Here is a 26,406-nt window from a genome sequence, read left to right on the forward strand (position 1 = left end):
TGCTTCGTTCCTCGAACAACTTTTATCCTAAAAATGGATATCTGTAATTCTCTGGAGTAACAAATGTTTCTTTGATCGTTCTTGGAGAAACCCAACGCAATAAGTTCAATACTGAACCTGCTTTGTCATTAGTTCCTGAACCTCTTGCGCCACCAAATGGTTGTTGTCCTACAACTGCTCCTGTTGGTTTATCGTTGATGTAGAAATTACCTGCGGCATTTTCTAAAACTTTCATGGCGTATTCAATTGCATAACGGTCTTGGCTCAAGACAGCTCCTGTCAATGCATATTCAGAAGTAGAATCAACTAATACAAGTGTTTCTTCCCATTTAGCATCTTCGTAAACGTAAATAGTCAATACTGGTCCGAATAATTCGGTTTCCATTGTACTGTATTTTGGATTTGTTGTTACAATAACGGTAGGCTCTATAAAATAACCAACAGACTTGTCGTAATTTCCTCCTGCAATAATTTCGGCATCAGCGTCTTTTTTCGCTTGATCAATAAAACTTGCTAATTTGTCAAATGAACCTTCTGAAATTACTGAAGAAACGAAATTATTTGTATCTCCTGGCGATCCCATTTTCATAGAAGCTAAGTCAGCTACTAATAATTTTTTTACTTCGGGCCATATTGATTTTGGTACGTAAGCTCTTGAAGCAGCAGAACATTTTTGTCCTTGGTATTCGAAAGCTCCTCTGGAAAGTGCCGTAGCAACTTGAGCCGGAATAGCAGATGAATGCGCCACAACAAAATCTTTACCTCCAGTTTCCCCTACGATTCTTGGATATGTTTTATAGTTGCTGATGTTTTGTCCAATTTTTCCCCAAATGTCATTGAAAACACGAGTTGAACCTGTAAAGTGAATTCCTGCGAAATCACGACTTCCTAATAACGTTTCAGAAATCATGGCAGAGTCTCCGTATACCACATTGATTACACCATCCGGTAAGCCTGCTAGTTTGAATACTTCTACGATTACATTTGCAGAATAAATTTGTGTAGCACTTGGTTTCCAAACAACAACATTCCCCATTAATGCTGGAGCAGCTGGTAAATTACCGGCAATGGCTGTAAAGTTAAACGGAGTGATTGCATAAACAAATCCTTCAAGAGGTCTGTGTTCTAGTCTGTTCCAAACACCTTCTGATGAAGCTGGTTGTTCTGCATAAATTTGAGACATAAATTGCACGTTGAAACGCAAAAAGTCTATAAATTCACAGGCGGCATCAATTTCAGCTTGATGTACTGTTTTTGCCTGAGCAATCATAGTAGCAGCATTTATTTTAGCACGGTAAGGTCCGGCAAGCAATTCAGCAGCTTTTAAAAATATTGATGCTCTGTGTTCCCAAGCTAAATTAGCCCATTTCTTTTTAGCTTCTAGAGCTGTTGAAATGGCTTTTTCTATATGTTCTTTATTTGCTTCGTGATACTGTCCCACAGTATGTTTGTGGTCGAAAGGAGGATTTATTGATTTCGTGTTTCCTGTACGGATTTCTTCTCCTCCAATGTACAAAGGAACATCTACTGTTTCACTATACATTTTCTTGAAAGTGGTTAGAACTTCTTCTCTTTCCGGACTTCCTGGAGCGTATGACTTAACGGTTTCGTTAAACGCTTTTGGGACGTTGTAAATTCCTTTTGGCATATTAAATAGATTTTAATTATAATCAAAAATTGAGCTGTAAAGGTAATAATAATTCATCAATCAGAGAATCTGATTGGAAGTTAAAATTCTAATAAAAGAGTTGAGATTTAATTCAAAGCAAACGGGGCACATAACCTAAAAGTAGGTACAATGACTTTGAAGTTTTTTGTAGAGGTAAAGTTAATCATGTTGAAATATCCTTTCATGGCACCATAAGGCGAAGAAAGCAAACAGCCAGAACTGTACGTATGAAATTCTCCAGGTTTTAAAACTGGTTTTTTTCCAATAACACCTTCTCCATCAACTATTTCGATCGCATTTAAAGAGTCAAAAATCTCCCAATGGCGAGAAATCAACTGAACAGAATCTTTACTGTGATTTTCAATTGTGATCACATAACTAAAAGCAAAGTGAATCTTGTAGTTTTTGAAGTAAGTTCCTTCAAAACTAGTCAAAACTGAAATTTTTATACCTCTTGTTATTTGAGAAACCATGATTAAATGGATTGAATACGTGTTTATTATTGACAAATTTACAAAAAATTGAATTCGTTTTGCCAAATTTTGAAAAGTTTTTTTAGTTGGTGATATTTAGTGAATTTGCTATTCCTTTCCCAACAACTCTATCGTATCTATCCGTATTCTCCCTGTAATAAACCAGTACTGTGTAATCATTTTCCGTTTGATAAAAATTCCCGTCAATTGCATTTTCATAGTCAATAACTCCTTTGTCATCAGCAACAATGTATTGATAGTTTGTAAATCCCTGTTTGACTAAAATAGCTTTCTCATAAACTCCTTTTACAGAATTATAATCCATTTTGTATTCTGGAGTCAGATTGTAATTATTGAACATTCCGCCAACATAAATATTCTTTTTCAGTCTAAAAGTGGGAGCAGAAAGGCTGAAATAAACCCAAGCATAATCCGCTTCGATTTCAGGATTAGTGGCGTTTATGTTATTGACAACAAAATCACCATTAACATCTTGGGTAAACGAATAAGGGAAATTTGTTCTTGCGGCGTTAGTGTACAAGTAAGAACCGTAAATATCAGTATTGGAATCTATACGAGATACATTATTACTTGCGGATCGTATGTCTTTGTTTTCAAAAAACAAAAACTCATTTCCTGCCCAAAACTGTGTTTCTGGGTCGTATTTGTAAATCAGGTCATTCCCAATGGTGTATTGTGGAACCACATTTTTTATGGCAGTGTTAAATTGTCCGTTTTGAAGCAGAACGACTTTAACGTTTTTCATGGGATTTTGAAATGTAATTACGCTTGATTTTATAGAGAATTCTAAATTGTGTTTCAGTTCTATGTTACTTACTGTTCGTGCTCTTTTCATCTGCGTTGGAACCGTAACAAGATCTTCGCATAAAATGAATTTTCTGGAAAACAACACTTCTTTATTTTCGTCTAAAACTTTAATGATATAATTTCCGCTGATTCGCAGCTGCTGTGTAAACTGATTGGGAATGGATAATTTGTAATGCGAATAGATTTGTAATGTATTGAATGAATTCGTGTAATCTTGAATTCTTTGATTGTCAAAACCTTGTAAATATTCATTTTTTGGAATTCCAGTAGGAACCCAGTTGTAATCGCAATGGATTATTTCGTAATAATAATTGGCTTCATTGCCAAAAAGATCATCAAACTGCAATTGGAACCCTTCTCCTAATTTAAAAATTGGAATCACATTTCGATCACTTTGTAAAAAAGAAATCGTTTTGATGTTGTAGGGCGCAGCTATTTCTTTTTCTACTTGTGCAGAGGAAGAATTGACTGTGAATACAAAAAGAAAAAAGGTGACTATTTTGAAAAAAGACTTTGTCATTTTGTAGTGCTTAAGATTTTGTAAATATAAGGAATACTCCTCGTTTTTATCCGAAAATGTAATTTCAGACAGCAAATATATTTTGTATGTAATTTCTGTTAATTAAAATACAATTTTTTTAAATATTAAGAGTTATCTTATTATTTTTACTTCAAATATATCTAACCATATGAAAAAAATCAACAATTTAGTATTCGGAATCATGCTGTTTCCATTAGCTGCTTTTGCGCAGCAAATGGATTATTCAAAAGCAATTCCATTCGATCCAAGTGTAAAAACCGGGAAGCTTGAAAATGGCTTAACCTATTACATCAAGAAAAATGCCAAACCAGAAAAAAAAGTAGATCTTAGGCTGGTGGTAAATGCAGGTTCCATCCTTGAGGAGGATGATCAACAAGGATTGGCTCACTTTATGGAGCACATGTGTTTTAATGGTACCAAGCGTTTTCCTAAAAATCAATTAGTCGATTATTTGCAGAGTATTGGTGTAAAGTTTGGGCAACATTTGAATGCGTATACCAGTTTTGATGAAACGGTTTACTTTTTGCCAATTCCATCTGACAGTCCTGAAAAATTAGAAAAAGGATTTCAAATTATAGAGGATTGGGCTTTTAATACGGTTTTGACACCGGAAGAAATTGATAAAGAAAGAGGTGTAGTTTTAGAAGAATACAGATTGGGTTTGGGTGCTCAAAAAAGAATGTTGGGGCGCTACATATCTAAAATGATGCATGATTCCCATTATGCGAAGCGTTTGCCAATTGGTCAAAAAGAAATTTTAGAAAAATTCAAACACCAATCGTTAATTAATTTCTACAAGGATTGGTATCGTCCAAATTTGATGAGCGTAATTGTTGTTGGTGATATTGACGTAGCAGAAATGGAGAAGAAAATCATTTCTCATTTTTCAAGTTATAAAAATCCTGCCAAAGAAAAACCTAGAAAATTTTACGATGTTCCCAATCACAACGAAACTTTCGTAGCTGTTGAAAGTGATAAAGAAGCTCCAAGTGCTCAAGTTCAATTGGTTTATAAAGATTATGGAGCTCCAAAACCAATAGTGAATGTTGGAGATTTTAAAAATTACATCGTTGAGGGATTATTCTCTACGCTTTTAAATGCGCGATTGGATGAACTGACCAATTCAGCCACACCTCCATTTACCTATGGATATTCGTATTATGGCGGAACTTGGGCCAGAAATAAAAAAGCATATCAGTCTGTGGCTATGTCACAGGAAGACAAACAATTAGGTGCCTTAAAAGTATTGGTGACTGAAAATGAAAGAGCTAAGAAATTTGGATTTACTCAAGGTGAGTTAGATCGTTCAAAATCAGAATTTCTGGCTTCTATCGAAAAGGCATACAACGACAGAGATAAAACGAATTCAGTGAACTTTGTTGGAGAATACCAAGCTAATTTTTTGGAAAAAGAGCCAGTTCCCGGAATCGAATGGACGTATCAAACGATGAAACAATTGATGCCTTTGATTGATTTGAAAGATGTTAACGGTTTAATTAAAGATTATGTAAAAGAAGACAACCGTGTCATTATTTTTACGGGCCCTGAAAAAGAAGGTTTGAAAAAAGTTACAGAACAAGAAGTTCTGGATGCTTTGAAAATTAATACGGATGATATTAAGCCTTATGAAGATGCTGCTGTTGCTACAAGTTTAATAAGAAACGAAGTTAAGCCTGGTACTATTGTTAAACGTGAAAGCAATGCTAAAATTGGAACAAAAACTTTAGTGTTATCAAATGGTGTGAAAGTGACCTATAAGAATACTGATTTCAAAAACGATGAGGTTCTTTTTGAGGCAGTCAGTTTTGGAGGATCTAATTTATATTCTAATGAGGATATGAAAAAAGTTCAATTTGCAAACGGAGCTTTGGCGGAAGCGGGTTTCTCAGGACTAAAATTGAATGATATCAATAAATTCATGACGGGTAAAATAGCTAGAGTAAATCCATATATAGGTGGTACTACTGAAGGTTTAAGAGGAAGTGCTACTCCTAAGGATTTAGAATATCTTTTCCAAATGACGTATGCTTATTTCACTGATTTGAACTATGATCCTGAAGCTTTTGAAGGCTTTAAACAAAAGCAGTCCAGTTTCTTTAAGAATATGGCTTCGCAACCACAAAATTATTTTCAACAAGAGTTTTATACTTATTTGAACAAAGAAAATCCAAGATTCAACGGAATTATGCCATCGGATAAATCTTGGGCTGAAACAGATTACAAGTTAGCGTACAATAAGTACAAAGAGCGTTTTGCTAATGCGGCTGATTTTGAGTTTTATTTCGTTGGAAACATTGATGATAAAATTATGGAAGCGTATGCCATTAAATATTTAGCGTCTTTACCTTCTACTGATAAAAAAGAGAAAACAGTAGATTTAGGATATAGATTGCTAAAAGGGGATTTGAAAAAAGTGGTTAATAAAGGAACAGATCCTAAAAGTAATGTAACCATTATGTATTATGGAGATGCAAAATATTCTGCTAAAGATGCGATGAGTATGCAAGCATTAGGGGAAGTTTTGACTATAAAACTAATCGAACAATTACGTGAAAACGAAAGTGGAGTTTACGGTGTTTCTGCAAGAGGAAGCATGAATAAAGTTCCAAATGGATCGTACAGCTTTACAATAGGTTTCCCATGCGGACCTGATAATGCCGAAAAATTGACAGCTTCTGCTTTAAAAGAACTTCAAAACATTATCGATAAAGGACCAGATGAAAAAGATATAGCTAAATTTAAAGAAGGAGAATTAGCTGATTTCAGAAAAGACAGCAAGGAAAACAGATATTGGTTGTCTAATTTCACTAGATCTTACACCAATGGAAGCAGCGCTGAAGAAGTCTTGAAATTTGAAGAAACTGTAAATGCAGTAACTGCTAAGGATATTCAAGACATTGCAAAAAAATATCTCACAAAAGATAAAGTAATTGGAATGTTGATGCCGGAAAAAAAATAAACCAACTCATTTATAAACTAAAAACCTGCTAAAATTAACGTTAGCAGGTTTTTTTATGGTGTTAATTATTTAAAACAAACAGGGATAATTTCCCCTTTGGCCAAACAATATTTTTCTACTAATTCGGGTGCAATTTTATTAGTGTAATCTTCTTCAATTACTTTAAAACCGATACTTCGTAATTTGTCAAAATAATCGCGACCATAAATACGAACATGATCGTATTGACCAAAGATTTTAGCGCGTTCTTTTTGATCTGTAATGGTATCATCAGCAAAAGTGGTAGCTCTGGATAAATCCTGTGGGATTTGTAAAATAGCCATTCCACCTGGTTTCAAAACTCTGAATAATTCCTGCATCGCTTTCGTATCATCAGGGATATGTTCCAATACGTGATTGCAAAGAATGATATCATATTGATTGTCTTCGAAGGGTAAATCACAAATGTCCGCTTTTACATCCGCCAAAGGTGAAAACAAATCGGTCGTGGTGTACTCCAGATTTTTCTGGTTTCGAAACAATTTATAAAAAGCTTGTTCCGGTGCAAAATGCAATACTTTCTTTTTTGCTGCTGAAGTAAAAAAATCAGTTTCTTCATTTAAATACAACCATAATAAACGGTGTCTTTCCAGAGAAAGTGTACTTGGCGAAAGCACATTATTTCGTTGTGTTCCGTATCCGTAAGGTAAAAACATTTTGAAACTTTTTCCGTCAATAGGATCAGTGAATGTAGCTCCTTTTAATGCAAATGCAAGAACTGGTCGTGCCACATAACTTAAACGGATAAGTATAGGGCGCGGAATAGTATTGAGTATAAGTTTAAATAGTTTTTTCATTACAGCACTAAAGGTGTTTGTCTAAACTCATCTTCTTCATTACTCACAATTCCCAACGCTTTATATATATAGGCAAAAGTCGATAAAATCTCTGGTTTCCCATCGATAATAGCAACATCATGCTCAAAATGGGCACTTGGTTTTCCATCGGCAGTAAGGATTGTCCAACCGTCTTTGAGTTGTTTTATGTTTCGGGTACCCATATTAATCATAGGTTCGATGGCTACAACCATTCCTTCTACAAAAAGTTTCCCTCTTCCTTTTTTACCATAATTAGGCATTTCAGGGTCTTCATGCATTTTTTGTCCTACGCCATGTCCTACTAATTCACGAACAACACCATAACCATGCGCTTCAGTATATCTTTGAATTGCATTTCCTACGTCTTCTACGCGATTTCCTAATTTGAATTCGCGGATTCCGACATACAAGGATTCTTTGGTTACCTGCAATAATTTTTTAGTTTCAGGGGCGACTTCACCAATTTCAAAAGAATAAGCATGATCACCATGGTATCCGTTTTTATAAGCGCCACAATCTACAGAGATTACATCACCACTTTTTAAAGGTGTATTGTTTGGGATTCCATGAACCACTTGTGCGTTTGGACTCATACAAAGTGAGTTTGGAAAACCGTATAATCCAAGAAAACTTGGTTCAGCTCCATGATCACGAATGAATGTTTCGGCTAATTTGTCCAAATATAAAGTGGTAACTCCTTCTTTTATTTCAGAAGCAATCATTCCTAATGTTTTTGATACGATCAGCGCACTTTCGCGCATCAATTCTATTTCTTCAAGTGATTTTACAATAATCATAATTTCGAATTTTCAGTTTGCAAAAGTACAATTTTATAAATTATTTAATCTGGATTAGCCATTATTTTAAAAAGCTCTGAATTTGAAATGTAAAAACGATTCTCTAAAGCTATCTTTGAAAGCTGCGCACTGACTAAATTATTCTCTCGGGTATTGATTAAAAACAAGGAACTTTCACCAAAAGAAAATAATCTTTCCTCAGAATTTAACATCGTGAGATTGTCTTCTACTAAACCTTTTATTAACTCTTTTTGTCTTAGCAACGATTCAATTTCCATTCTTTGGGCATTGATTTTATTGGTCAATTGTACTTTTTCTAAATCCAAAGTAAATTCGGTTTCCTGAACTTTATATTTTGCTAATTTCAAACTTCCGCGTTCTTTTCTTAGAAACAAAGGAAAATAAAAATCCAATCCAATTTTGTAATCCTCAAACTGATAATTATCAATATAACTGGGTTCTGATATATATGAATAACCCACATCAATTTTTGGTAAAAGCATGTTGGCTTTTAATTTCTTTTCCACATTTAGCATATCAATTTTGCTTTGCAAGGCATTTATTTTTGGATGATTGGTGATGGAGAAATTGGTGTTCAACAAATCATTTGTTTTTAAACTTTCCTGAATCGTGAATTCCAATTGCGTTTCGGGAATCAATTCATCGGATAATTCCAGCGGAATATTGTTTTCCAACCAAAGAAAATTAGCGAGTTCTAATTTGGCTTTAGCCAATTTAAGCTTAGAATCTTCTAAATTTAAAATGCGGTTTTTTACAATAATGCCCGCTTCAACACTATCAATTGCAGGTTTGTCTCCTTGTTTGATTAAAGATTGAATTCCCTTGAACCTAATTTGTGCATTACTATTGTATTCTTCATACAATTGTACTTCATTGAAGTTTTTCTTCCAACTAAAATAAGCAAGAGAAGCATCATATAAAACTGCAATAGCCTGCAATTTTCTTTCGGATTGACTTAATTGTATTTGCATTTTTGCTTTTCGAACATCAGCCATTCTTTGATTGATAAACAACCCTTGTCCAAGCGGAACGGTTACTCCTAATGAAGTTAATCCTTGATTTGGAAGTGTATTTTGGGGATTCAAATACACACCTTCACTATTGTCAAAGCCCGCTTTAATCTCGATTCCATACCAAGTGGGGATTTTAAAACTGCTGTTCAAAATGGAATAATATTCCTTGTCTTTGAATTGTTTTTTGCTGAAATCGACCTCAATTTTTGGATCAAATCCACCACGGGCCATCATCAAATTAGCTTGTGCTTTATTGATTTCCAAGTTGGCATTCTTAACCAGTGGATGATATTTTTTTACATAGCCCAGAAACTCGATGTAGGTAAGTTCTTTTGATGTGATTTCTTGAGCAGTTACAGAAAAACCAAAGAATAAAAGTGCTAAAAATAGTTGTCTCATTATGTCTTTTCTTTTGTGGTTTTGGTCGTTGGTTTGTAATAATTTGGAGGAAATCCGTTTAAAGTTCTCCACAATTCAAACCAAACTGGGACGTTATCTAACAAAGCAATAGTTTGCGCTCCGGCTCCTATACTTAATTGTTTAGGCCATTTGTCTTCTTTTTTATCGGGTGCGATTAATACTCGGTATTTGCCGTTTTCACTGATGAAGTTTTCAATTGCAACAATTTCACCCCCAAAAGTTCCATAAGACATATCAGGCCATCCTGAAAATACAATCGTAGGCCATCCATCAAACCAAACCCGAACTTTTTCTCCTTTGGTTAACAACGGCAGGTCAATTGGGTTTACAAAAGTTTCTACCGCAATATCATATTCTGAGGGCATTATGGTTGCAATTGGTGTTCCTTCTTTTATGGTTTCCCCAATACCGGATTGTAGCGCCCTGTTGATGTAGCCACTTTGCGATGCTTTAATGTAATACATGCCATTACGAATGCTATAATTTGCATATTGGTTTTCGAGTTTGTTAACCTGAGCATCGGTGTCGTATTGACTGCTGAGCGCTGTAAATTTATCACTATTGGCTTTTGAAACTTTCTCTGCATATTCCGCGCTTATTCTGTTTATTTCAACTTTGGCATTGATAAACTCGTTTTTGCTAGTTAAATATTTGTTTTCCTGCGTGATAATTTTTGCTTCTACTTCTTGTAATTTTAGTCTTTTTTCTTCAATATCAGTAAGTGGTTTTAGCCCTTCTTTATTCAGCTGAACGGAACGATTGTATTGTGTATCGGCTATTTTTAGTTGGGTTTTTACGGCAACGAGATCCATACTGTCGCTCTTTATTTTCAAAAGAGATTGTTTGATTTTATTTTGTGCTTGTTCCAGTTTTAAGACTTTTTCCCTTTCAATGGCTTGAATCTGGCCGGAAAGCGAACTTACTTTTGAACCATAGGATTGTAAAGATTGTTTCTTAGCATTCATTTGGTTTTTAGTATTTTCCACTAAATTCGGGTCCATGTAATCCTCTTTTATTTCTGAGATAAACAGGATTGTATCGCCTTTATTGACAAAATCACCTTCTTGAACGTACCATTTTTCAAGTCTGCCAGAAATCACACTCTGAATAGATTGTGGTCTTTGGTCTGGTTTTAATGTGGTGACACTTCCAGTTCCTGAAATGTTTTGTGTCCAAGGCAGAAAGAGCGCAACGATACCCACTATTGAAACTCCTGCTATAATTTTATTTAAAATCTTATAATGTGGTCTATTGGTCAAGTTTCTAACTGTCTCGAAACGATCTAACGGTTGCAGTTTTGTTGTGTTATTAGATATGTTTAGCATGGCTAATTATTTTTTAAATCAAGTTGAATCGCTCCATTTTGCATAGTGATTCTTCTATTACATTTAGTTTTCCAATACGGATTTTTCGAAGAAACGATAATCGTCCATTTATTTTTTTCTGAAGTGATGAAATCAATAATTTCATTCGCCACTTTCTCATCCATCATGTCAGTTGGGTCCTCATAAAAAAGTATTTTAGGCTTATGAATGATACTCCTTGCCAACAGCATTTTTTGTGCATTGGAAGAGGATAATTGTTTTCCTTCCGGAAAAATATGTGTCTCCAGTCCTTTTGTTAAAGACTTTACGAATGACGAAAGTTGTACGCCATCAATTGCCCATTTTAAATCTTCGGTGCTTACTGATTTGTCATTGAACGTGATGTTATCTGATAGTGTTCCTTCAAATGGCGTTTCGCCTTGAATAATACTACCAATTTGTGAGCGGTATTGTTTCAAGTTGATTTTTCTAAAAGTATCATCATTTATGTAAAAAGAACCAGATATAGGTTGCAATAAACCGGATAATATTCGGATCAGCGTTGTTTTTCCGGAACCATTTTCACCTTCAATTGCTATTTTTTCTCCTTGTTCAATTTTTAGTGAAATTGTACTCAGTATTTCTTTATCTGAATCTGGGAATTTAAAAGTAAGATTTTCTGTTTCCAATGAAATATTAGTATAACAGGTATCGCTTTTGAAAGTGGTATCTTCCTCTAATTGTAAGTCAGTTACTTGTCCAATTTTTTCAATAGAAGTCAATACATCGTAGAATGTTTCCAGTCCAATTATTATTTTTTCTACCGAATTGATGACCAATAAAATAATAATTTCTGCAGCCACAAATTGCCCGATATTCATTTGCTGTGATAATACTAAAAATCCTCCTATCGATAATAAACTCGCAGTTATTATGATTTTAAAAACAATTAATTGGCTGAATTGTCTTTGGATTACTTTAAAGTGTTTTTCCCGATAATTCAAATAATCACCAACCAGATTATTGTTTTTTTGCAAGCCATAATTATAGTTAAGGTCATTTTTGAAACTGAAATTATTTCGGGCCATTTCTTGTAACCAGCTGGCCACTTTATATTTGAATTTGGATTCTTTTAAGCTGGTTTCCAGTCCTGATTTATAAGAAAATCGGAAGATAAAGTACAAAAGAAAAAACAGTAAAACTCCAAATATAATAAAGTAAGGATGGTACAAAGACAGTAAAATTACTCCGAAAACGATTTGTAATAGTGCTGCCGAAAAATCGATTAAAAGCTTCGAAGTTCCTTTTTGGATGGTCATCGTGTCAAAAAAACGATTGGCTAATTCCGGTGGATAAGAATTGTATAGTTGATCCGTTTTTATTTTTGGCAAGCGAGCCGCAAATTCAAAAGAGGAACGAACAAATATTTTTTGTTGTAAATTTTCGGTGATGCGGAGTTGCATTAAAGACAAAACTCCAACTAATGCGACACCAAAAACTACTAAAATAATTAAAACTATCCAAGAAGCGCTGACCCTTCCGGATTGTATAAAGTTTGTGATTGCTTGAATTCCCAACGGTAAAGACAAGCTTATTAATCCGGCAAAAATGGCATAAAAAAATATTTGATAAACATCTTTTTTATCTAATTCGAGTAAGTTGTAAAAACGTTTTAATGGAGTCATAGCAGTTTTTTTAGTTTATCGGAGGACATTTTTGGCTAGATTTAGATAAAATTCAGTGGTACTCACGGATTCATTACAATCGGTAATCGTTTTTAAATGCTCCGTTAGAAAATGCTGATGCAAACTTCCCTCAACAATAGTAGAAACTAGTGATTTGGGAAAAGGATATTCTGGATTAACCTCTTTTACAATGCCTACAATTCGATTAATTACCCTTTTGTAAATCAGAAAAAAACCTTCCTTGTTTTCTTGATCTACTTCTTTCGTTTGTACTGTTTTTGTGAATTCAGCAATAATAATTTTGTTCAAAATAAATTCATTGATGTGCTCTGTGTTAGCGTTATCAGTAATTTTTTCAGTAACGATAGTTATTGCTTTGTTGAGTTTTTCCTTTGGATCCACAATATTTGTCGTAGCAAAAACCAGTTTATATTCCATCCAGCTCCAGTACCAAGAGGATAAGTAAACCAATAATTTATGTTTGTTTTCAAAGTAACGATAAATGGAACTTTCATTGGAACCAATTTTTTCTCCCAACTTTTTGAATGTAAAATTATCAAATCCAATTTCGTCTATCAAAAGGATACTTTTTTCTACAATTTTTTTACCCAATGGGGACGTTTCTGGATCCTTGACATAGATTTTTTCGTTGACTTTTATCTTTAAATTTGATAGTATAGTATTCATGATCGATAATATTTATGCAAATATAATAGTATTACTATCAATAACGAGATTTTAACTTTTATTTATAAAAAAAGCTACTCGTATGGAGTAGCTTTTAATTCAAATATTGGCAGTTGATTTTGTTTAAAGTAAAGAATGACAGGTCATTACGTCGGGCTTTTCTATTCCCATTAATTCCAAAATAGTTGGAGCAATATCGCCAAGAACCCCATCGTGAATAATTCTCAAGTCTTTGTCTACTAAAATAATTGGGACTGGATTTGTAGTATGTGCTGTATTTGGACTTCCGTCAGGATTAATCATTGTTTCACAATTTCCATGATCCGCAATAACAATTGTAGTGTAATCATTTGCTAAAGCAGCCGTGATTACTCTTTCAACGCATTTATCAACTGCTTCACACGCTTGTATTGCTGCACTCATAATTCCTGTATGGCCTACCATATCACCATTGGCAAAATTAAGGCAAACAAAATCTACTTCGCCTTTATAAAGTTCTGGAACCAAAGCATCTGTCAATTCAAAGGCACTCATTTCCGGTTGTAAATCATAAGTGGCGATTTTTGGAGAATTTTTCAAGATGCGGCTTTCCCCTATAAAAGGTTGTTCTCTTCCACCGGAAAAGAAGAAAGTCACATGAGGATATTTCTCTGTTTCGGCAATACGAATTTGCTTTTTGTGGGCTTTTTCTAAAACCTCCCCAAGAGTTTCAGTAATGTTATCTTTGTTATAAACGACTTTTACATTTTGGTAGGTTTCGTCATAATTGGTAAGCGTGACATAATACAAATTGAGTTTGTGCATGTTTTGCTCATGACAATCCATTTGAGTCAATACTTCTGTTAATTCTCTTCCTCTGTCCGTTCTAAAATTGAAGAAAATAACCACATCATCATCTTCAATTGTAGCTAATGGTTTGTCACATTCATCAACTATAACCGTTGGGTGAATAAATTCATCGGTTACATTGACTTCGTAACTTTCTTCTATGGAAGCAACAGCATTCATTGAATGTGTCCCAATTCCGTTTACCAATAAATCGTAAGCGAGTTTTACTCTTTCCCAGCGTCTGTCACGGTCCATCGCATAATAACGTCCCACAACCGAAGCCAGTTTCACGGTAGTATTGGCAATGTAATCTTGTAAATCCTGAATGTAATGTTTGCCGGATTTTGGATCCACATCACGACCGTCAGTGAAGGCGTGAACGAAAACTTTTTGTAATCCGTGTTGTTGTGTCGCGTCAATCAAGCCGCGTAAATGAGAAGTATGAGAGTGTACACCTCCATCTGAAACTAATCCTAAAAAGTGTACTTTTTTATTGTTTATTCGGGCATAAGTAAAGGCATCAACTAAAACTTGTTCTTTTGCTAAAGTGTCATGTGCAACGGCAAGGTTAATTTTGGCTAAATCCTGATATACAATTCTACCAGCACCAAGATTCATGTGTCCTACTTCGCTGTTTCCCATTTGTCCCTCAGGAAGACCAACATTTAGTCCGTCAGTTCGAAGTTGAGCGCTTGGATAATTTCTATACAGACTGTTAATAAAAGGTACATTGGCATTATCAATAGCAGAAACTTTTGGGTCAGGTGATTTTCCCCAACCGTCCAAAATCATAAGTATTACTTTTTTATTCATTGCAAATTTGTTTTAAGCAAAGATAAAGTATTTCTAAAAATGTTCGAATGAAAGGAAATCACTATTATACATTCGGAAGCGAACCATAACAAATAATGATTATTTTGTTGTGGAACGTTGTCTTTTTTAAAATTAATGCATTTAGAATTTATTCTTAACTTGATTATAATCTATAAAATAACGCACACTTATCGAGAAAACATGGCTCAGTGCATCGTTATTCAATAAATTAGTGACATTGTCCGTAAACTCTTTATTGATGTTTCTTTCGAAGGCACCAGCATTATTTCGATATAAAACAGAAACTTGACTTCCGGGTGCAAACCACCAAGAATAGGATAAGTCAGCATTCCAGGAATAAAAACTCGAATTTTTATTGGCTGTATATCCTGCAAAATCATCAAGTCTTCCGTTTTGTTGTAATGATAAAGTGTTTTTATTTTCGGCATACGACCAATATTGACGCAACGAAATATTAAACGTCATTTGGCTGTTCAGTGAGTATTTTCCAGAAAGCGTATTGGAATACGTAATTACATTTCTATTGGCGAAAATTATAGTATTTGGCGTAGCCGAATTCATGTCATCATTAATACTGTCAATGTAACCTTTATTATTGTTTTGTCTGAAAAAATTGAAGTTGTAATTTAGGGATAATTTATCATTAAAACGATATCTAGGACCAACAGAAAAACCGTAGGAATTTCTTCCTGATTCGTCAAAAAAAGCATAAGAAGGATTTACATCAATGGCAAAACTATTATTGTAATTGGTCGAAACATAAAGATAACCCCCAATTTTTGTTGGTTTTATTACATATCTGTCGGCAGTTCTGGGTTCGTAATAATCAAATGTTTCTAATGCATTGGCGTCAATACCAAGTCCGAAAAAGTGATTTTTTTTGTTCTTAGAATTTATCTCAAAATTGATATTGCTGGATTGAATTTTACCAGTTTCTTTTTGAAATTGTGAATAGACATTAAGGTAAGCACTAAAGCTGTTAAAGTATTTCGTTGGATTGAGGATTCTATAACTGGTATTACCATATAAACTGTAATAGTTAGTTTCAAAATTGATTCCTAAATCATTGTTATCGAAATCTTTAGTGACTATATTAGTACCAATGCTATAACGGTATTTTCCGCTGGTTTCAGATAGATTTAATTGGGAATTAATTCCTTTTTTATCTTCAATAGCATTGATATAGCTGTATTTAAAATCCCCGGAAAGACTGTAGGTGTTTTTCTTGGTGTTCAGATCCCAAACTAAAGCCGTAACATTTCCATCCCTGAAACTTCCGTTTCGAGTTACATTCGTATTTACAAACGCAATTGAGGAATTTTTGCGAAAGCGCTGGTCTAAAACCAAGACATTGTAATTTGCGAGTGGTTCAACTATTTCTTTTCGGACTTCTTGTGTGTCGTTATTTCGAATAGTTGCTGAAGTTTTTTCGGTCACGGCATTCAATATTCCTATTCCCAACCCATTTTTGGTTCTTCCAGAAATTTTTAAAGCATTGATAAGATTTACACTTGCCGGATTATCTATGATTTCTTCATTGGCTGCAGGGGTTGGATAATTGATTGGGTTTCCTCCAATTCTTCTTGAATAAACCAAATTTCCTTTGCTGAACAAATCGGTTCCCTCTGTAAAAAAAGGTCTGTTTTCGTTAAATTGTTGTTCGAATGGTCCTAAATTCAGAATTTGATCATCGTATTTTGTTTGTCCAAAATCAGGAATAAGAATCATATCCAGCGTAAAAGCATCATTTATTCCATACTTTAAATCCAATCCGCCTTTGAGTGTTCCGTATGTTTTTTGTTGCGCATTCGCATTTACATAAAAGGAAGAATACGGCAAAAGGAAAAGTCGAGTAGGTGGTTTTATGTTTTCAATTCCTTCCAAAACTCCAGTCTGTTGGGTGAAAGTCCCTAGTTTTGAATCGATGAAATTCCAAGTATATTTATGACGATCTCGTCTAATTTCTCTAAAAAAATTAAGTCCCCAAGTTTGTTTGTTTTCATTGGAAAAGCGTAGTGCAGCGTATGGAATTCTCATTTCTACAACCCAGCCTTTGTCCGTAATTACGGCTTTACTTTTCCAAACGGCATCCCAGGAATAATCCTCGCCATTGGTGTCAGTGGTAATACAATCTGCCTGTCCATCTGCAGCATTGACAAAAAACTGAAAATCTTGTTGTCCATCATTAAAGCCATTTATAAAAACACCAAAAAGGTCAGAAGTCCCAAAATTATCCCGTTGGGTAATTTCTCTTAAAATTTTATCGGGACTTTCATCATACATGATAGCTCCTATATATATGGCGTCATTATCGTATAAAACTTTTACTTCTGTTTTTTTATTTTCTGGAATCGCTTTGCCGTTGTCTGGATCAAACATGATAAAATCATTGGCTATTGAAGCCGTCTGCCATGTGTTCTCATCTAATTTTCCGTTGATTTCAATTTTTTCCGAAATGAATTTCGTTTGTAAGACTTTTTTTTGGCTGTAGCCAAAAACACTTATTAATAGAAAACAAAACAATAAATGATTTTTCATAAAACGATTGATTGGTTGATTGATGTATAATAAAAAAAACCAAAATAGCTTCAAAGGGAGTAATCACCAATCCACTGAATAGTTTGAATTAATAGACTCACTTTTCAATCGAATGTTACAGTTTGATTTGAAAAATTAAAATTTATTTTTCACTGCATTGTAATCAATAAAATAACGAATGCTTATGGAAAGCACATTGGTGAGGTCACTGTTAAAAATACTTTTAAGATTTTTTGACAGATCTTTTTGAACCATGTCAGTCCTTTCTAAACCATAATTACGATACAAAATAGAGATTTCGCTTCCTGGAGCAAACCACCAAGAATACGATAAATCGAAGTTCCAAGAATTAAAATTCCTGTCTTTGTTCTTTGCGTAAATACTGTTTGGAGTTAAATAACCGCTGTTTTGTAAGGTGAAGAATTCATGGTTTTTTGAATATGACCAATAATAACGCGCTGTTAAGTTAATCGTCATTTTATTATTCAACGAATATTTTCCGGTAAGGTCATTTTGAAGTATTTCTCGATTACGTTCTGCAAAAATGATTCCCGTTTCATTAGAATCAACCCAGCCTCGATAGTTAGTTTGGTTGATGTAATCCATTGCGAACGCAATAGAAAGCCTATCGTTGAATCGGTATTTTGGGCCTAAATAAAGACCGTAATTACCCCGGCCGTCCTCATTGTATTTTGTGAATGAAGGTTGAATAATTATCGAAAAAGCATTGTTTTCATTTGATGTGAAATTTATTGCAGTAAAAACTTTTTCAGGAATAAAGACATATCTTTCATATTCACGAGGTTCATAAAAATCGAAAGTTTTGAATGGTGAAAATTCAACTACAAACTCTAAATAGTCATTGCGTAATGTTGTTGCTTTTATTTCTGTTCCAAATGCACCAGTTTGTAATTTTTTGGAGGTGTTTTCAATCTCAAAATTAATATATTGATTCAGCTTGAAAGTATTAAAAATTTTAGTTGGATTTACAATTCTATAACTTCCATTCGCATAGGCGTTATGATAATTAGTGTAAAAATTAATTCCTAAATCATTTACATCGTAGTTTTTTGAAACATATTTCCCAGAAAATAAATACCGGTATTTTCCACTGGTTTTTCTGAAATTCAATTCTGCTTTATAACCATCGTAATCTTCAATGGTATTGATAGTACTGTATTTAAAATCTCCGTATAAGTTATACGTATTTTTTTTTGTGTTTAAATCGAATAGTAATCCAGAAACATTCGCATCTCTAAAACTTCCATTTCTGGTGGTATTTGCATTAACAAATGTAACGGATGAGTTTTGGTTGAAACGCTGATCTAAAACCAACATGTTATAATTGGCTAGTGGTTCAATGACCTCTTTTCTAACCTCGCCAGTGTCATTGTTTAAAATAGTAGCTTTTGTCTTTTCAGTAACGGCATTCAAAAATCCAATACCCAGCCCTTTTTCAGTACGGCCAGATATTTTCACGGCATTCAACAAATCTACAGTACTTGGATAATTGGTTATTTCTTCATTTTCAGCCGTTGCGGGTTCAGTGCTTGGAGCGCCGCCAATTCTTCGGGAATAGAATAGATTTCCTTTGCTGAACAAATCAGTTCCTTCGGTAAAAAACGGTCTATTTTCTTCTAACTGTTGTTCGAAAGGCTCTAGATTTAAAATAGCATTATCAAATTTTGTCTGCCCAAAATCAGGGACCAAAATAGCATCCAGTGTAAAGGAATCGTTGATACCGTATTTTATATCCAACCCAGCTTTTAAAGTCGTGTCAGAACCAATATCACTTTGTTGATAGTAAGCAGATGAATATGGAATCAGGAAAAGTCGGGTAGGCGTTTCTATGCTTTCAATTCCTTCAAGAATTCCAGCTTGCGGAATTACAGCGCCAATTTTAGTATCGATCCTATTCCAAGTATATTTTTGTACATCGCGTTTGATTTCACGCATGAAGTTTAAACCCCAAGTTTGTTTGTCAGCTTTTGAAAATCGTAAAGCGGCATAAGGAATTTTCATCTCCACAACCCAACCAAATTCAGTGAGTGTTACTTCGCTGTCCCAGATGGCATCCCAGGTAAAATCTTCAGAATCTTCAGTTGCTAAACAATCCATTTGGACTCCCGAAGCACTTACAAAAAAGCGAAAATCTTGTTGACCATCATTAAATCCATTAATGTAAACCGAAAAATGATCTGAAACTCCAAAAACATCTCGATTTGTTATTTCTTTCTGAATTTTTTCTGGCTCATTATCATAAAGCAATGCCGAAATGTAAATGGCATTGTTGTCATACAGTACTTTTACTTCTGTTTTTTTATCATGGCTTATTGGTTTTCCATTATCAGGTTCAAACATTATAAAATCGGAAGCAACTGAAGCTGTTTCCCAAATTTTCTCGTTTATCTTCCCATCGATTGTTATGTTTTCTGTTATGGATTTTGCTTGAAGCGTTTTTTTTTGACTAAAAACAGCATGGCTAAAGAATATTAAAAAAAATAGAGCTGTAGAATGTAATTTTGACATAAATTGGGATTAAATCTAAACAAAAATAATAAAATTAACATAGAAAATGTATTTTTTTTGATTATTCACTCAATAATTAGGCATGGTTTTCGTTATAGCAAGACTAAAGTTTTGTTAAATGCAATTTGAATCGTGTTTTTTACTGTACGTTTGCAACCCGAATTAATTTATAACTTAAAGATAATCAATGATTTATACGATACTTCCTACTGTTTTATTTATGCTTGCTTCCTTCTCTCCGAATGAAACAAGTTTTTCTGAACCAAAGAATGTTAAACCAATAGTTTATGCCAAAACGCTAGAAACTAGCGATGAGGCTAAAATTGAAATAGCATACAATAATTTACATTCCGATAAATTTGCTTTACCAAAACTAGAGAGTTTTTCTGTAGCTTTGAAAGGATATTATTCGTTGAAAGAAAAAGGATTGATTAAGAAAGACATTTTAACTTTAATCGACTTTAGTTTATCATCTAATACCAAAAGACTTTGGGTAATTGATTTAATTACTGGAGATGTACTGTTTCATTCTCTTGTTGCCCACGGAAGAAATACTGGCGAAGAATTTGCTTCTAATTTCTCCAATGCTTCAGAGTCCTATAAAAGCAGCTTAGGGTTTTACTCCACAGGTGAAATGTACAATGGTAAACACGGAATGTCACTTCGTTTAGACGGTTTAGAAAAAGGAGTGAATGATAATGCAAGAGCAAGAGGTGTAGTGATGCACGCAGCTGATTATGTTTCTAATTCATTTATAAAAAACAATCACAGGCTGGGAAGAAGTCAAGGTTGTCCAGCTGTGCCGGTAGAATTGTCTAAAGAAATTATCAGTACAATAAAAAACAAATCATGTTTCTTTATTTATCATCCATCAAGGGTTTCTAAATTTGGGGCGGAATCAATTTCTTAGTTTAGAATATAAATTGGCATCTAGATTGTAAATATCATCTCTAAAAATCAGTTTGTTGTTTTCGCTCCAAGCGGTCCAATATAAGAGATGGAAGGAAACTTCTTTTTTGATTTTTATAAATTTTGTTTTTTCGTTTTGTAGGATTTCTGTAATTTTCTCCAGATTCCAATTGAAGGCATCGTCCAATAAATATTCGGTTAATTCTAATGGATCATCTACTCTGACGCAACCCGAACTCAGCGAACGATCTATTTTGTCGAAATAATCCCTGTGATTGGTATCGTGTAAATAAACAGAAAAGCGGTTTGGAAAAATAATTTTAACCATTCCCAACGAATTAAAAGTTCCCGGACTTTGTACATAACGATAACTTCTTGCGTTTGATAATTGCCATTCGTAAGGACTTACGATTCTTCCGTTACTATCGTATACCTTAATATTTGATTCAGATAAATAGCTTATGCTTTTTAAAATGGCTGGAATAACATCTTCCCGCAAAATCGTGGGAGGAACAGTCCAAGTTGGGTTAAAAACAACCTGAGTTAATTTAGACGATAAGATTGGTGTTTTTCTTTTGGCTCTTCCCACTATTACTCTGTGCGTTCTCAACGTATCTCTATCTTTGACTAACGTCAATCTGTAGTCAGGAATATTAATGATCACATATTCCTTTCCCATTTCTTTTGGATACCATTTCCAACGTTCCAGATTTACGATAATTTGTTGTGTTCGTTGTTTTTTAGAAAAATTGAGTGAAGCTATTGTTGCGGGTCCAATTATCGCGTCTACAGCTAAGCCATGACGATTTTGAAATTTTTCTATGGCAAGTACCGTTTCTTCGTCGTAAATAGATGTTAAGCTATCTTTATATTGCAGCTCTTTCCAGTAAGTCAATCTTTTTTTAATGTCAATTATGGAAGGGTTGGTGTCGTTTGGAGAAATTATTTGCTCGATTTTTAATGCTTTAAAATTATCTTTAGGAAAAGTATTGATCAATCTCAGTGCTTTTTTTAATCTTTTATAAACAATATGATTGGGTTTCAATTGCTCTATTTTATCTGCTAAGGAATCACTGTCCAGTAAATCGGTCAAGGTCTCATTTATGTCAATATAGTTTCCTTTTAAATCCCAGTTTTTATATAGTTTTCTGGGATTTAGTGTTCCGTTAGTCAAATGTGAAATATATTTTTGAAGACTCGAGGTCAATAAAATGTCATATTTGGATAAATCAGAATCGTCCAGTTTAGCTGATTTTTTTTCAAAATCACTTAATGTTTTTACTTTGTAATCGGCTGGATTTAAACCCTCTTCGTCAGATTTAAGGAGTTCTGCTAAAATTATTTTTCTGTTATCCTTAGAGTGCCAAATTGTTCTGTAATTAGTGGATTTATAAAAATCGGAAAGTGTTTTACTGTTAAAAGAAATTAGTAAAGTAGAATCAATTCTAATAGATTTGTCTTCGGGTAGAACAGGAGGATTTGAAATATTTTTTTTCAAAATTACCTCACTTTTTAGTTCTGCCTTTTTGCAACCAATAGTTACACAGATTAATAGTATTAGAAATAACGCGTTCATCATTCATTTTTTTTAAACATGACAATGTGTTCTCCGACATCTTTTATTTCAAAAGGCAATCCTTTGACTTGATATCCCATTTTTTTATAAAAACCAACAGCCTCTTTTCGGGCATTAAACCAAATTAAATTTGAATTTTGGTCCATGCAATATTTCTCTGAATTTATAATGAGTTTTTCTCCAAAACCCTTTCTTTGATGTTGCTTTAAAACTGCCATTCCCCGAATTTGAAACTGCTTTTCTGCATCAAATAAATCGTTTTTTTCTTCGAATAATGAAATGACACCTGCCAGATTTTTGTTTTCATACAATCCAAAATGGAGGGTGGTTTCTAAAATGTCTCCATCAAAATGACAACTTTCAATTGGTTTTTCAGCACGAAGTACGGGATGTCTTACTGGAAATGTTTCTAAAGCGGTAATTTTTTTGATATTTTGGATCATTTTTTTTAATGTTTTTTCAACATAATAAAGGTATAATAATTTCATAATAAATTCTTTATGATTTTTATATGCTTTATTAAAAAAGGTTGTGGGTGTAAGTTTGTGATTTTTTAAGAAAAAAACTTGCATTGAAGCAAACTTATTAATTATATTTGCACCGTTGTTAATGCGAAAGTAGCTCAGTTGGTAGAGCTCCAGCCTTCCAAGCTGGTTGTCGCGAGTTCGAGCCTCGTCTTTCGCTCTAAGCCTCAAATTTAGGTTTGAGGTTTTTTATTTTACTGTTTTAATGCGAAAGTAGCTCAGTTGGTAGAGCTCCAGCCTTCCAAGCTGGTTGTCGCGAGTTCGAGCCTCGTCTTTCGCTCTTCAAAGCCGAAACTTAATTGTTTCGGCTTTTTTTTGTCATTTATTTTAGAATTACTTTATAAAACTTAAATCAGTTCCACTTTCCAGTTCTTCGGGTGCTTGTTTTTGTTTAAACAAGCGTGCTGTCAAATTCCCTTTCAAAGTAATTTTATCGCCTTTTACATCCAACCAGCTTCCTTCTCTTAATCCTAAAACGGGTACAGAATTATAAGCGTGGAACTCTTTTATTCTGGTTTCACGAGTTTCTCCCATGTGTTTTGAATTGGTGTCGGGATCTAAATAATGCGGATTTAAATTAAAAGGAATTAATCCCAGAGTTTTAAAACTTGGAGGATAAACAATTGGCATATCATTTGTCGTTTGCATCGTTAATCCACAAATGTTACTTCCTGCACTTGTTCCTAAATACGGAGTTCCATTTTTTACAACTTCAGAGAGAATTTCCATACAATTGTTTTTGTATAATTGTGATACTAAAACAAATGTGCTTCCTCCTCCAGTAAAAATTCCTTCTGCATTTTTCATAGCCAGTGCGGCATCCTCAAATTCATGTATTCCGATTACTTTTTTATTTATTTTGGCAAAAGCCAAGCTTACCATTGCGGTATATTCCTCATGAGAAATGCCACCGGGTCTTGCATAAGGAACAAAAAGGATAGTATTGCAATTTTGAAAATGCAATTGTAATTCAGGTAATAAATAGTCGAGATAATTCTGGTTGGCAAGCGTAGAAGTGCTTGCGATTAGTATATTTTTCATTTTTGGTGCATAATTTGTGCTAAAGGTATTAAATCAGTCTTTTTTATTTCACATTTTTAATTAACATTTTTTTACCAACCTATTAGTAATTAATTTGGAACGCATTAAGATACTTTTACGAGGCGTGAATAACGGATTTAAAAACGGATGATTAGAATTGTGTACTTATATTTGGCTTTTGTAGCAACGAATGTTGTAGCACAAGAAACTTCTCGAATAAAATTGAAAGGAAAAGTGACCTCTGATGTTTCTGTTTTAGAAGGGATTTATGTGATAAATTTAAAAAGTGAGCAAGCATTAGTTACAGATAAAGAAGGAAATTTTTCTATATTGGCTAAAGTCGGGGATACATTGCTATTCACTGAAGCGCAGTTTAAAGAGGTTAGAATTGGCTTAACACAAAAGGATTTTGAGCAAGAAATGCTTACTATTAAAATGATGCCCATAGTAAATCAATTGCGTGAAGTTATTGTGAGAAACGGTATCAATGCGGTTTCAATGGGGATAATTCCAAAGGGACAAAAAACATACACTCCAGCAGAACGAAAGTTATATACTGCCAGTAATCTTAATGCCTCTGCTAATGCGGGCACTATGATGGGTGGGTCAATCTCAGCAGATCCATTATTAAATTGGATTTCAGGAAGAACTAAAATGCTTAAAAAAGAAGTTGAAGTAGAAAAGAAAGAATCGTATTTGAGGCAATTAGAGAATATGTTTACCATCGATTATTTTGTAAGTAAATTAAAAATACCTTCTGAATATGTCAAAGGATTTGAATATTATATCGTAGAAAACGAAAGATTTGTAACCATTTTGAAATCTAAAAATGTGACAATGACTACTTTCTTGATTGGAGAATTAGCCACTAAATACAAAGAAATAATCGCCAGTGAAAATTAAAAGTACCCTACAGTTTGTCATTTTTTTGTTAGTTCAAGTTGCCTTTGGCCAAACGGACAACGGAAAGGAACTTCGAGGAAAAATTATCGCCGATTCTGTTGCGGTTGATCGCATTACGATTGAGAATGTAACAACAGATAAAACTGCTTTTTCGGATGTGAATGGTTTCTTTACTATAGCTGTAAAAGAAAGCGATGTTTTGGTATTTACTGCAGTTCATTTAGAAGGTCTCCGTAGGAAAATTAACAAGCAGGATCTGTTACAGGAAGTTATTACAGTGAGGATGCTTCCCAAAAGCATTATTTTGAATGAAGTTATAGTGAATGAATCTACCATTACTGCGGAGAGTTTAGGAATTATACCTTATGGGCAAAAAAAATACACACCAGCCGAGAGAAAATTATACACTGCAACCTCTGGTGGAGGTATCGATGGATTGCTGAATGCAATTTCAGGTCGTAAAGCCATGCTTAAAAAAGAGATTGTAATTGAGAAAAAAGAACAATTATTAGCTAGAATCGAAGTTCTTTTTGAAGATAAATATTACGTGGAAACCTTGAAAATACCCACAGATTATATTAAAGGATTTCAATATTACTGTATTGATGATACTGGTTTTGCAAATGCATTACGATCTAAAAACAAGACAATGGTTATGTTTCTAATTGTAAGGCTTGCCGAAAATTACAATGAAATTATTACTGGTGAAAACAAATAGACTTCTATCGGTAATTTTATTTTTAATGTGTCAAATTTCCTTTTGCCAAACTGCTGGTGAAAAGTTGCTTCATGGTAAAATTAGAGTGGATTCGGGCTATATAAGTGGAATAAATGTCTTAAATTTAGTAAACGAAAAAACAGCCGTCACAAATAGTGACGGACAATTTTTTATTTTGGCAAAAGCCAATGATGTACTGGTTTTTACAGCGGTTAATTTAGAACTTCACAGGAAGTTAATAGATGAAAAAGATTTCATTTTAGATGTATTAAACATAAAAATGGTTTCGAAAGTAACGGAGTTAAAAGAGGTAATTGTTAATGAGAATTCAATTAATGCAGTTTCACAGAGGATTTTAGCTAAAGAGCCTACGAAATATACTCCTGCAGAAAGGCGACTGAGGACGGCAGGAGATTTTAAACCCATTATGTTGTTAGGTTTGTTAGGTGGGTCAATGCCACTTGATCCGCTTATAAACAAGATTAATGGAAGGACAAAACGGCTGAAAAAACTCGTTATTCTCGAGAAAAAAGAACAATACATCAAATTGATTTCGGAATTGTATGATAAAGAATATTTTACAATTAAACTGGGTATACCTTCTGTATATGTGATTGGATTCAAATATTTCATTGTGGAGGATGAAATATTTTTGAAGGTCTTGGAGTCCAAAAACGAACAAAGGACTTCTTTTTTTATGATAGCTTTAGCGCAAGAGTATAAAGCTTTAATAGCTGGTAAAAATAAATGAT

At 33.9% G+C, this 26,406-nt stretch carries 20 protein-coding genes and 2 tRNA genes; 7 read left to right on the plus strand and 15 right to left on the minus strand.

Annotation, left to right across the window (positions count from 1 at the left end):
- Positions 1 to 22: 22 nt before the first annotated feature.
- The 3 genes from pruA to E0H99_RS04745 form a co-directional block, all read right to left on the minus strand.
- Positions 23 to 1,648: an L-glutamate gamma-semialdehyde dehydrogenase gene (gene pruA, locus E0H99_RS04735; protein WP_131991768.1), complete on the minus strand. Its 1,626-nt coding sequence runs from the start codon at positions 1,646 to 1,648 to the stop codon at positions 23 to 25.
- Positions 1,649 to 1,755: 107 nt separating this feature from the next.
- On the minus strand, positions 1,756 to 2,142 hold the full coding sequence (gene apaG, locus E0H99_RS04740; RefSeq protein ID WP_099714405.1) for a Co2+/Mg2+ efflux protein ApaG: 387 nt from the start codon (positions 2,140 to 2,142) through the stop codon (positions 1,756 to 1,758).
- 82 nt (positions 2,143 to 2,224) lie between these two features.
- Positions 2,225 to 3,490: a DUF5103 domain-containing protein gene (locus tag E0H99_RS04745; protein WP_131991771.1), complete on the minus strand. Its 1,266-nt coding sequence runs from the start codon at positions 3,488 to 3,490 to the stop codon at positions 2,225 to 2,227.
- 169 nt (positions 3,491 to 3,659) lie between these two features.
- Between E0H99_RS04745 and E0H99_RS04750 the strand changes: the two genes are divergently transcribed.
- Positions 3,660 to 6,470: a M16 family metallopeptidase gene (locus E0H99_RS04750; RefSeq protein WP_131991774.1), complete on the plus strand. Its 2,811-nt coding sequence runs from the start codon at positions 3,660 to 3,662 to the stop codon at positions 6,468 to 6,470.
- A 65-nt stretch (positions 6,471 to 6,535) separates the two neighbouring features.
- Here the strand turns inward: E0H99_RS04750 and E0H99_RS04755 are convergent, their stop codons facing one another.
- The 9 genes from E0H99_RS04755 to E0H99_RS04795 all read right to left on the minus strand — a co-directional run bounded on the left by E0H99_RS04755 (position 6,536) and on the right by E0H99_RS04795 (position 19,983).
- Positions 6,536 to 7,306: a class I SAM-dependent methyltransferase gene (locus E0H99_RS04755; protein WP_131991777.1), complete on the minus strand. Its 771-nt coding sequence runs from the start codon at positions 7,304 to 7,306 to the stop codon at positions 6,536 to 6,538.
- Entirely contained in the window at positions 7,306 to 8,124 is an 819-nt protein-coding gene (gene map / locus E0H99_RS04760; RefSeq protein WP_131991780.1) for a type I methionyl aminopeptidase, read from the minus strand. The genes E0H99_RS04755 and map overlap by 1 nt, the downstream gene beginning before the upstream one ends.
- A 44-nt stretch (positions 8,125 to 8,168) precedes the next feature.
- Positions 8,169 to 9,557 carry a TolC family protein gene (locus E0H99_RS04765; protein WP_131991783.1) on the minus strand — a complete coding sequence of 463 codons (1,389 nt, stop codon included), beginning with the start codon at positions 9,555 to 9,557 and terminating at the stop codon, positions 8,169 to 8,171.
- Entirely contained in the window at positions 9,557 to 10,903 is a 1,347-nt protein-coding gene (locus E0H99_RS04770; RefSeq protein ID WP_131991786.1) for an HlyD family secretion protein, read from the minus strand. The genes E0H99_RS04765 and E0H99_RS04770 overlap by 1 nt, the downstream gene beginning before the upstream one ends.
- 2 nt (positions 10,904 to 10,905) lie before the next feature.
- Positions 10,906 to 12,567, minus strand: a complete 1,662-nt coding sequence (locus E0H99_RS04775) for a peptidase domain-containing ABC transporter (protein ID WP_131991789.1) — start codon at positions 12,565 to 12,567, stop codon at positions 10,906 to 10,908.
- Positions 12,568 to 12,582: 15 nt separating this feature from the next.
- Entirely contained in the window at positions 12,583 to 13,254 is a 672-nt protein-coding gene (locus E0H99_RS04780) for a TetR/AcrR family transcriptional regulator (RefSeq protein ID WP_131991792.1), read from the minus strand.
- Between the two features lie 123 nt (positions 13,255 to 13,377).
- Positions 13,378 to 14,895 (minus strand): 2,3-bisphosphoglycerate-independent phosphoglycerate mutase, encoded by a 1,518-nt coding sequence (gene gpmI / locus E0H99_RS04785; protein ID WP_131991795.1) that lies wholly within the window; start codon positions 14,893 to 14,895, stop codon positions 13,378 to 13,380.
- Between the two features lie 141 nt (positions 14,896 to 15,036).
- Complete coding sequence (locus E0H99_RS04790) at positions 15,037 to 17,454, minus strand: DUF5916 domain-containing protein (RefSeq protein ID WP_131991798.1); 2,418 nt, start codon at positions 17,452 to 17,454, stop codon at positions 15,037 to 15,039.
- A 135-nt stretch (positions 17,455 to 17,589) separates the two neighbouring features.
- The gene (locus tag E0H99_RS04795; RefSeq protein WP_131991800.1) at positions 17,590 to 19,983 is read right to left on the minus strand and encodes a DUF5916 domain-containing protein; all 2,394 of its coding nucleotides are present in this window, start codon (positions 19,981 to 19,983) and stop codon (positions 17,590 to 17,592) included.
- 187 nt (positions 19,984 to 20,170) lie between these two features.
- Here E0H99_RS04795 and E0H99_RS04800 point away from each other — a divergent pair, with 187 nt between their 5' ends.
- On the plus strand, positions 20,171 to 20,893 hold the full coding sequence (locus E0H99_RS04800; protein WP_131991803.1) for a murein L,D-transpeptidase catalytic domain family protein: 723 nt from the start codon (positions 20,171 to 20,173) through the stop codon (positions 20,891 to 20,893).
- On the opposite strand, the gene E0H99_RS04805 is transcribed toward E0H99_RS04800, so the two are convergent.
- Together E0H99_RS04805 and E0H99_RS04810 are read right to left on the minus strand one after the other, a co-directional pair.
- Entirely contained in the window at positions 20,882 to 22,471 is a 1,590-nt protein-coding gene (locus E0H99_RS04805) for a murein L,D-transpeptidase (protein WP_240723441.1), read from the minus strand. The genes E0H99_RS04800 and E0H99_RS04805 overlap by 12 nt on opposite strands.
- Positions 22,468 to 22,956 carry a GNAT family N-acetyltransferase gene (locus E0H99_RS04810; RefSeq protein ID WP_240723442.1) on the minus strand — a complete coding sequence of 163 codons (489 nt, stop codon included), beginning with the start codon at positions 22,954 to 22,956 and terminating at the stop codon, positions 22,468 to 22,470. Before E0H99_RS04810 ends, E0H99_RS04805 begins: the two co-directional genes overlap by 4 nt.
- 123 nt (positions 22,957 to 23,079) lie before the next feature.
- Here E0H99_RS04810 and E0H99_RS04815 point away from each other — a divergent pair.
- Positions 23,080 to 23,152, plus strand: a tRNA-Gly gene (locus tag E0H99_RS04815).
- A gap of 47 nt (positions 23,153 to 23,199) precedes the next feature.
- Positions 23,200 to 23,272 (plus strand) — tRNA-Gly (locus tag E0H99_RS04820).
- Positions 23,273 to 23,325: 53 nt separating this feature from the next.
- On the opposite strand, the gene pepE is transcribed toward E0H99_RS04820, so the two are convergent.
- Positions 23,326 to 24,033 carry a dipeptidase PepE gene (gene pepE, locus E0H99_RS04825; RefSeq protein WP_131991806.1) on the minus strand — a complete coding sequence of 236 codons (708 nt, stop codon included), beginning with the start codon at positions 24,031 to 24,033 and terminating at the stop codon, positions 23,326 to 23,328.
- A gap of 147 nt (positions 24,034 to 24,180) precedes the next feature.
- Here pepE and E0H99_RS04830 point away from each other — a divergent pair, with 147 nt between their 5' ends.
- From E0H99_RS04830 to E0H99_RS04840, 3 genes are read left to right on the plus strand one after another with little or no spacing between them, the layout of a single operon-like run.
- Positions 24,181 to 24,936 (plus strand): hypothetical protein, encoded by a 756-nt coding sequence (locus tag E0H99_RS04830; protein ID WP_131991809.1) that lies wholly within the window; start codon positions 24,181 to 24,183, stop codon positions 24,934 to 24,936.
- A complete protein-coding gene (locus E0H99_RS04835) occupies positions 24,926 to 25,654 on the plus strand; it encodes a hypothetical protein (RefSeq protein ID WP_240723443.1) in 729 nt (242 codons plus the stop codon). The genes E0H99_RS04830 and E0H99_RS04835 overlap by 11 nt, the downstream gene beginning before the upstream one ends.
- Before the next feature lie 25 nt (positions 25,655 to 25,679).
- Complete coding sequence (locus tag E0H99_RS04840; protein WP_131991812.1) at positions 25,680 to 26,405, plus strand: hypothetical protein; 726 nt, start codon at positions 25,680 to 25,682, stop codon at positions 26,403 to 26,405.
- Position 26,406 lies beyond the last annotated feature (1 nt).

It is taken from the genome of Flavobacterium sp. GT3P67 (assembly GCF_004349155.1).
GTDB classification, from domain to species: domain Bacteria; phylum Bacteroidota; class Bacteroidia; order Flavobacteriales; family Flavobacteriaceae; genus Flavobacterium; species Flavobacterium ranwuense.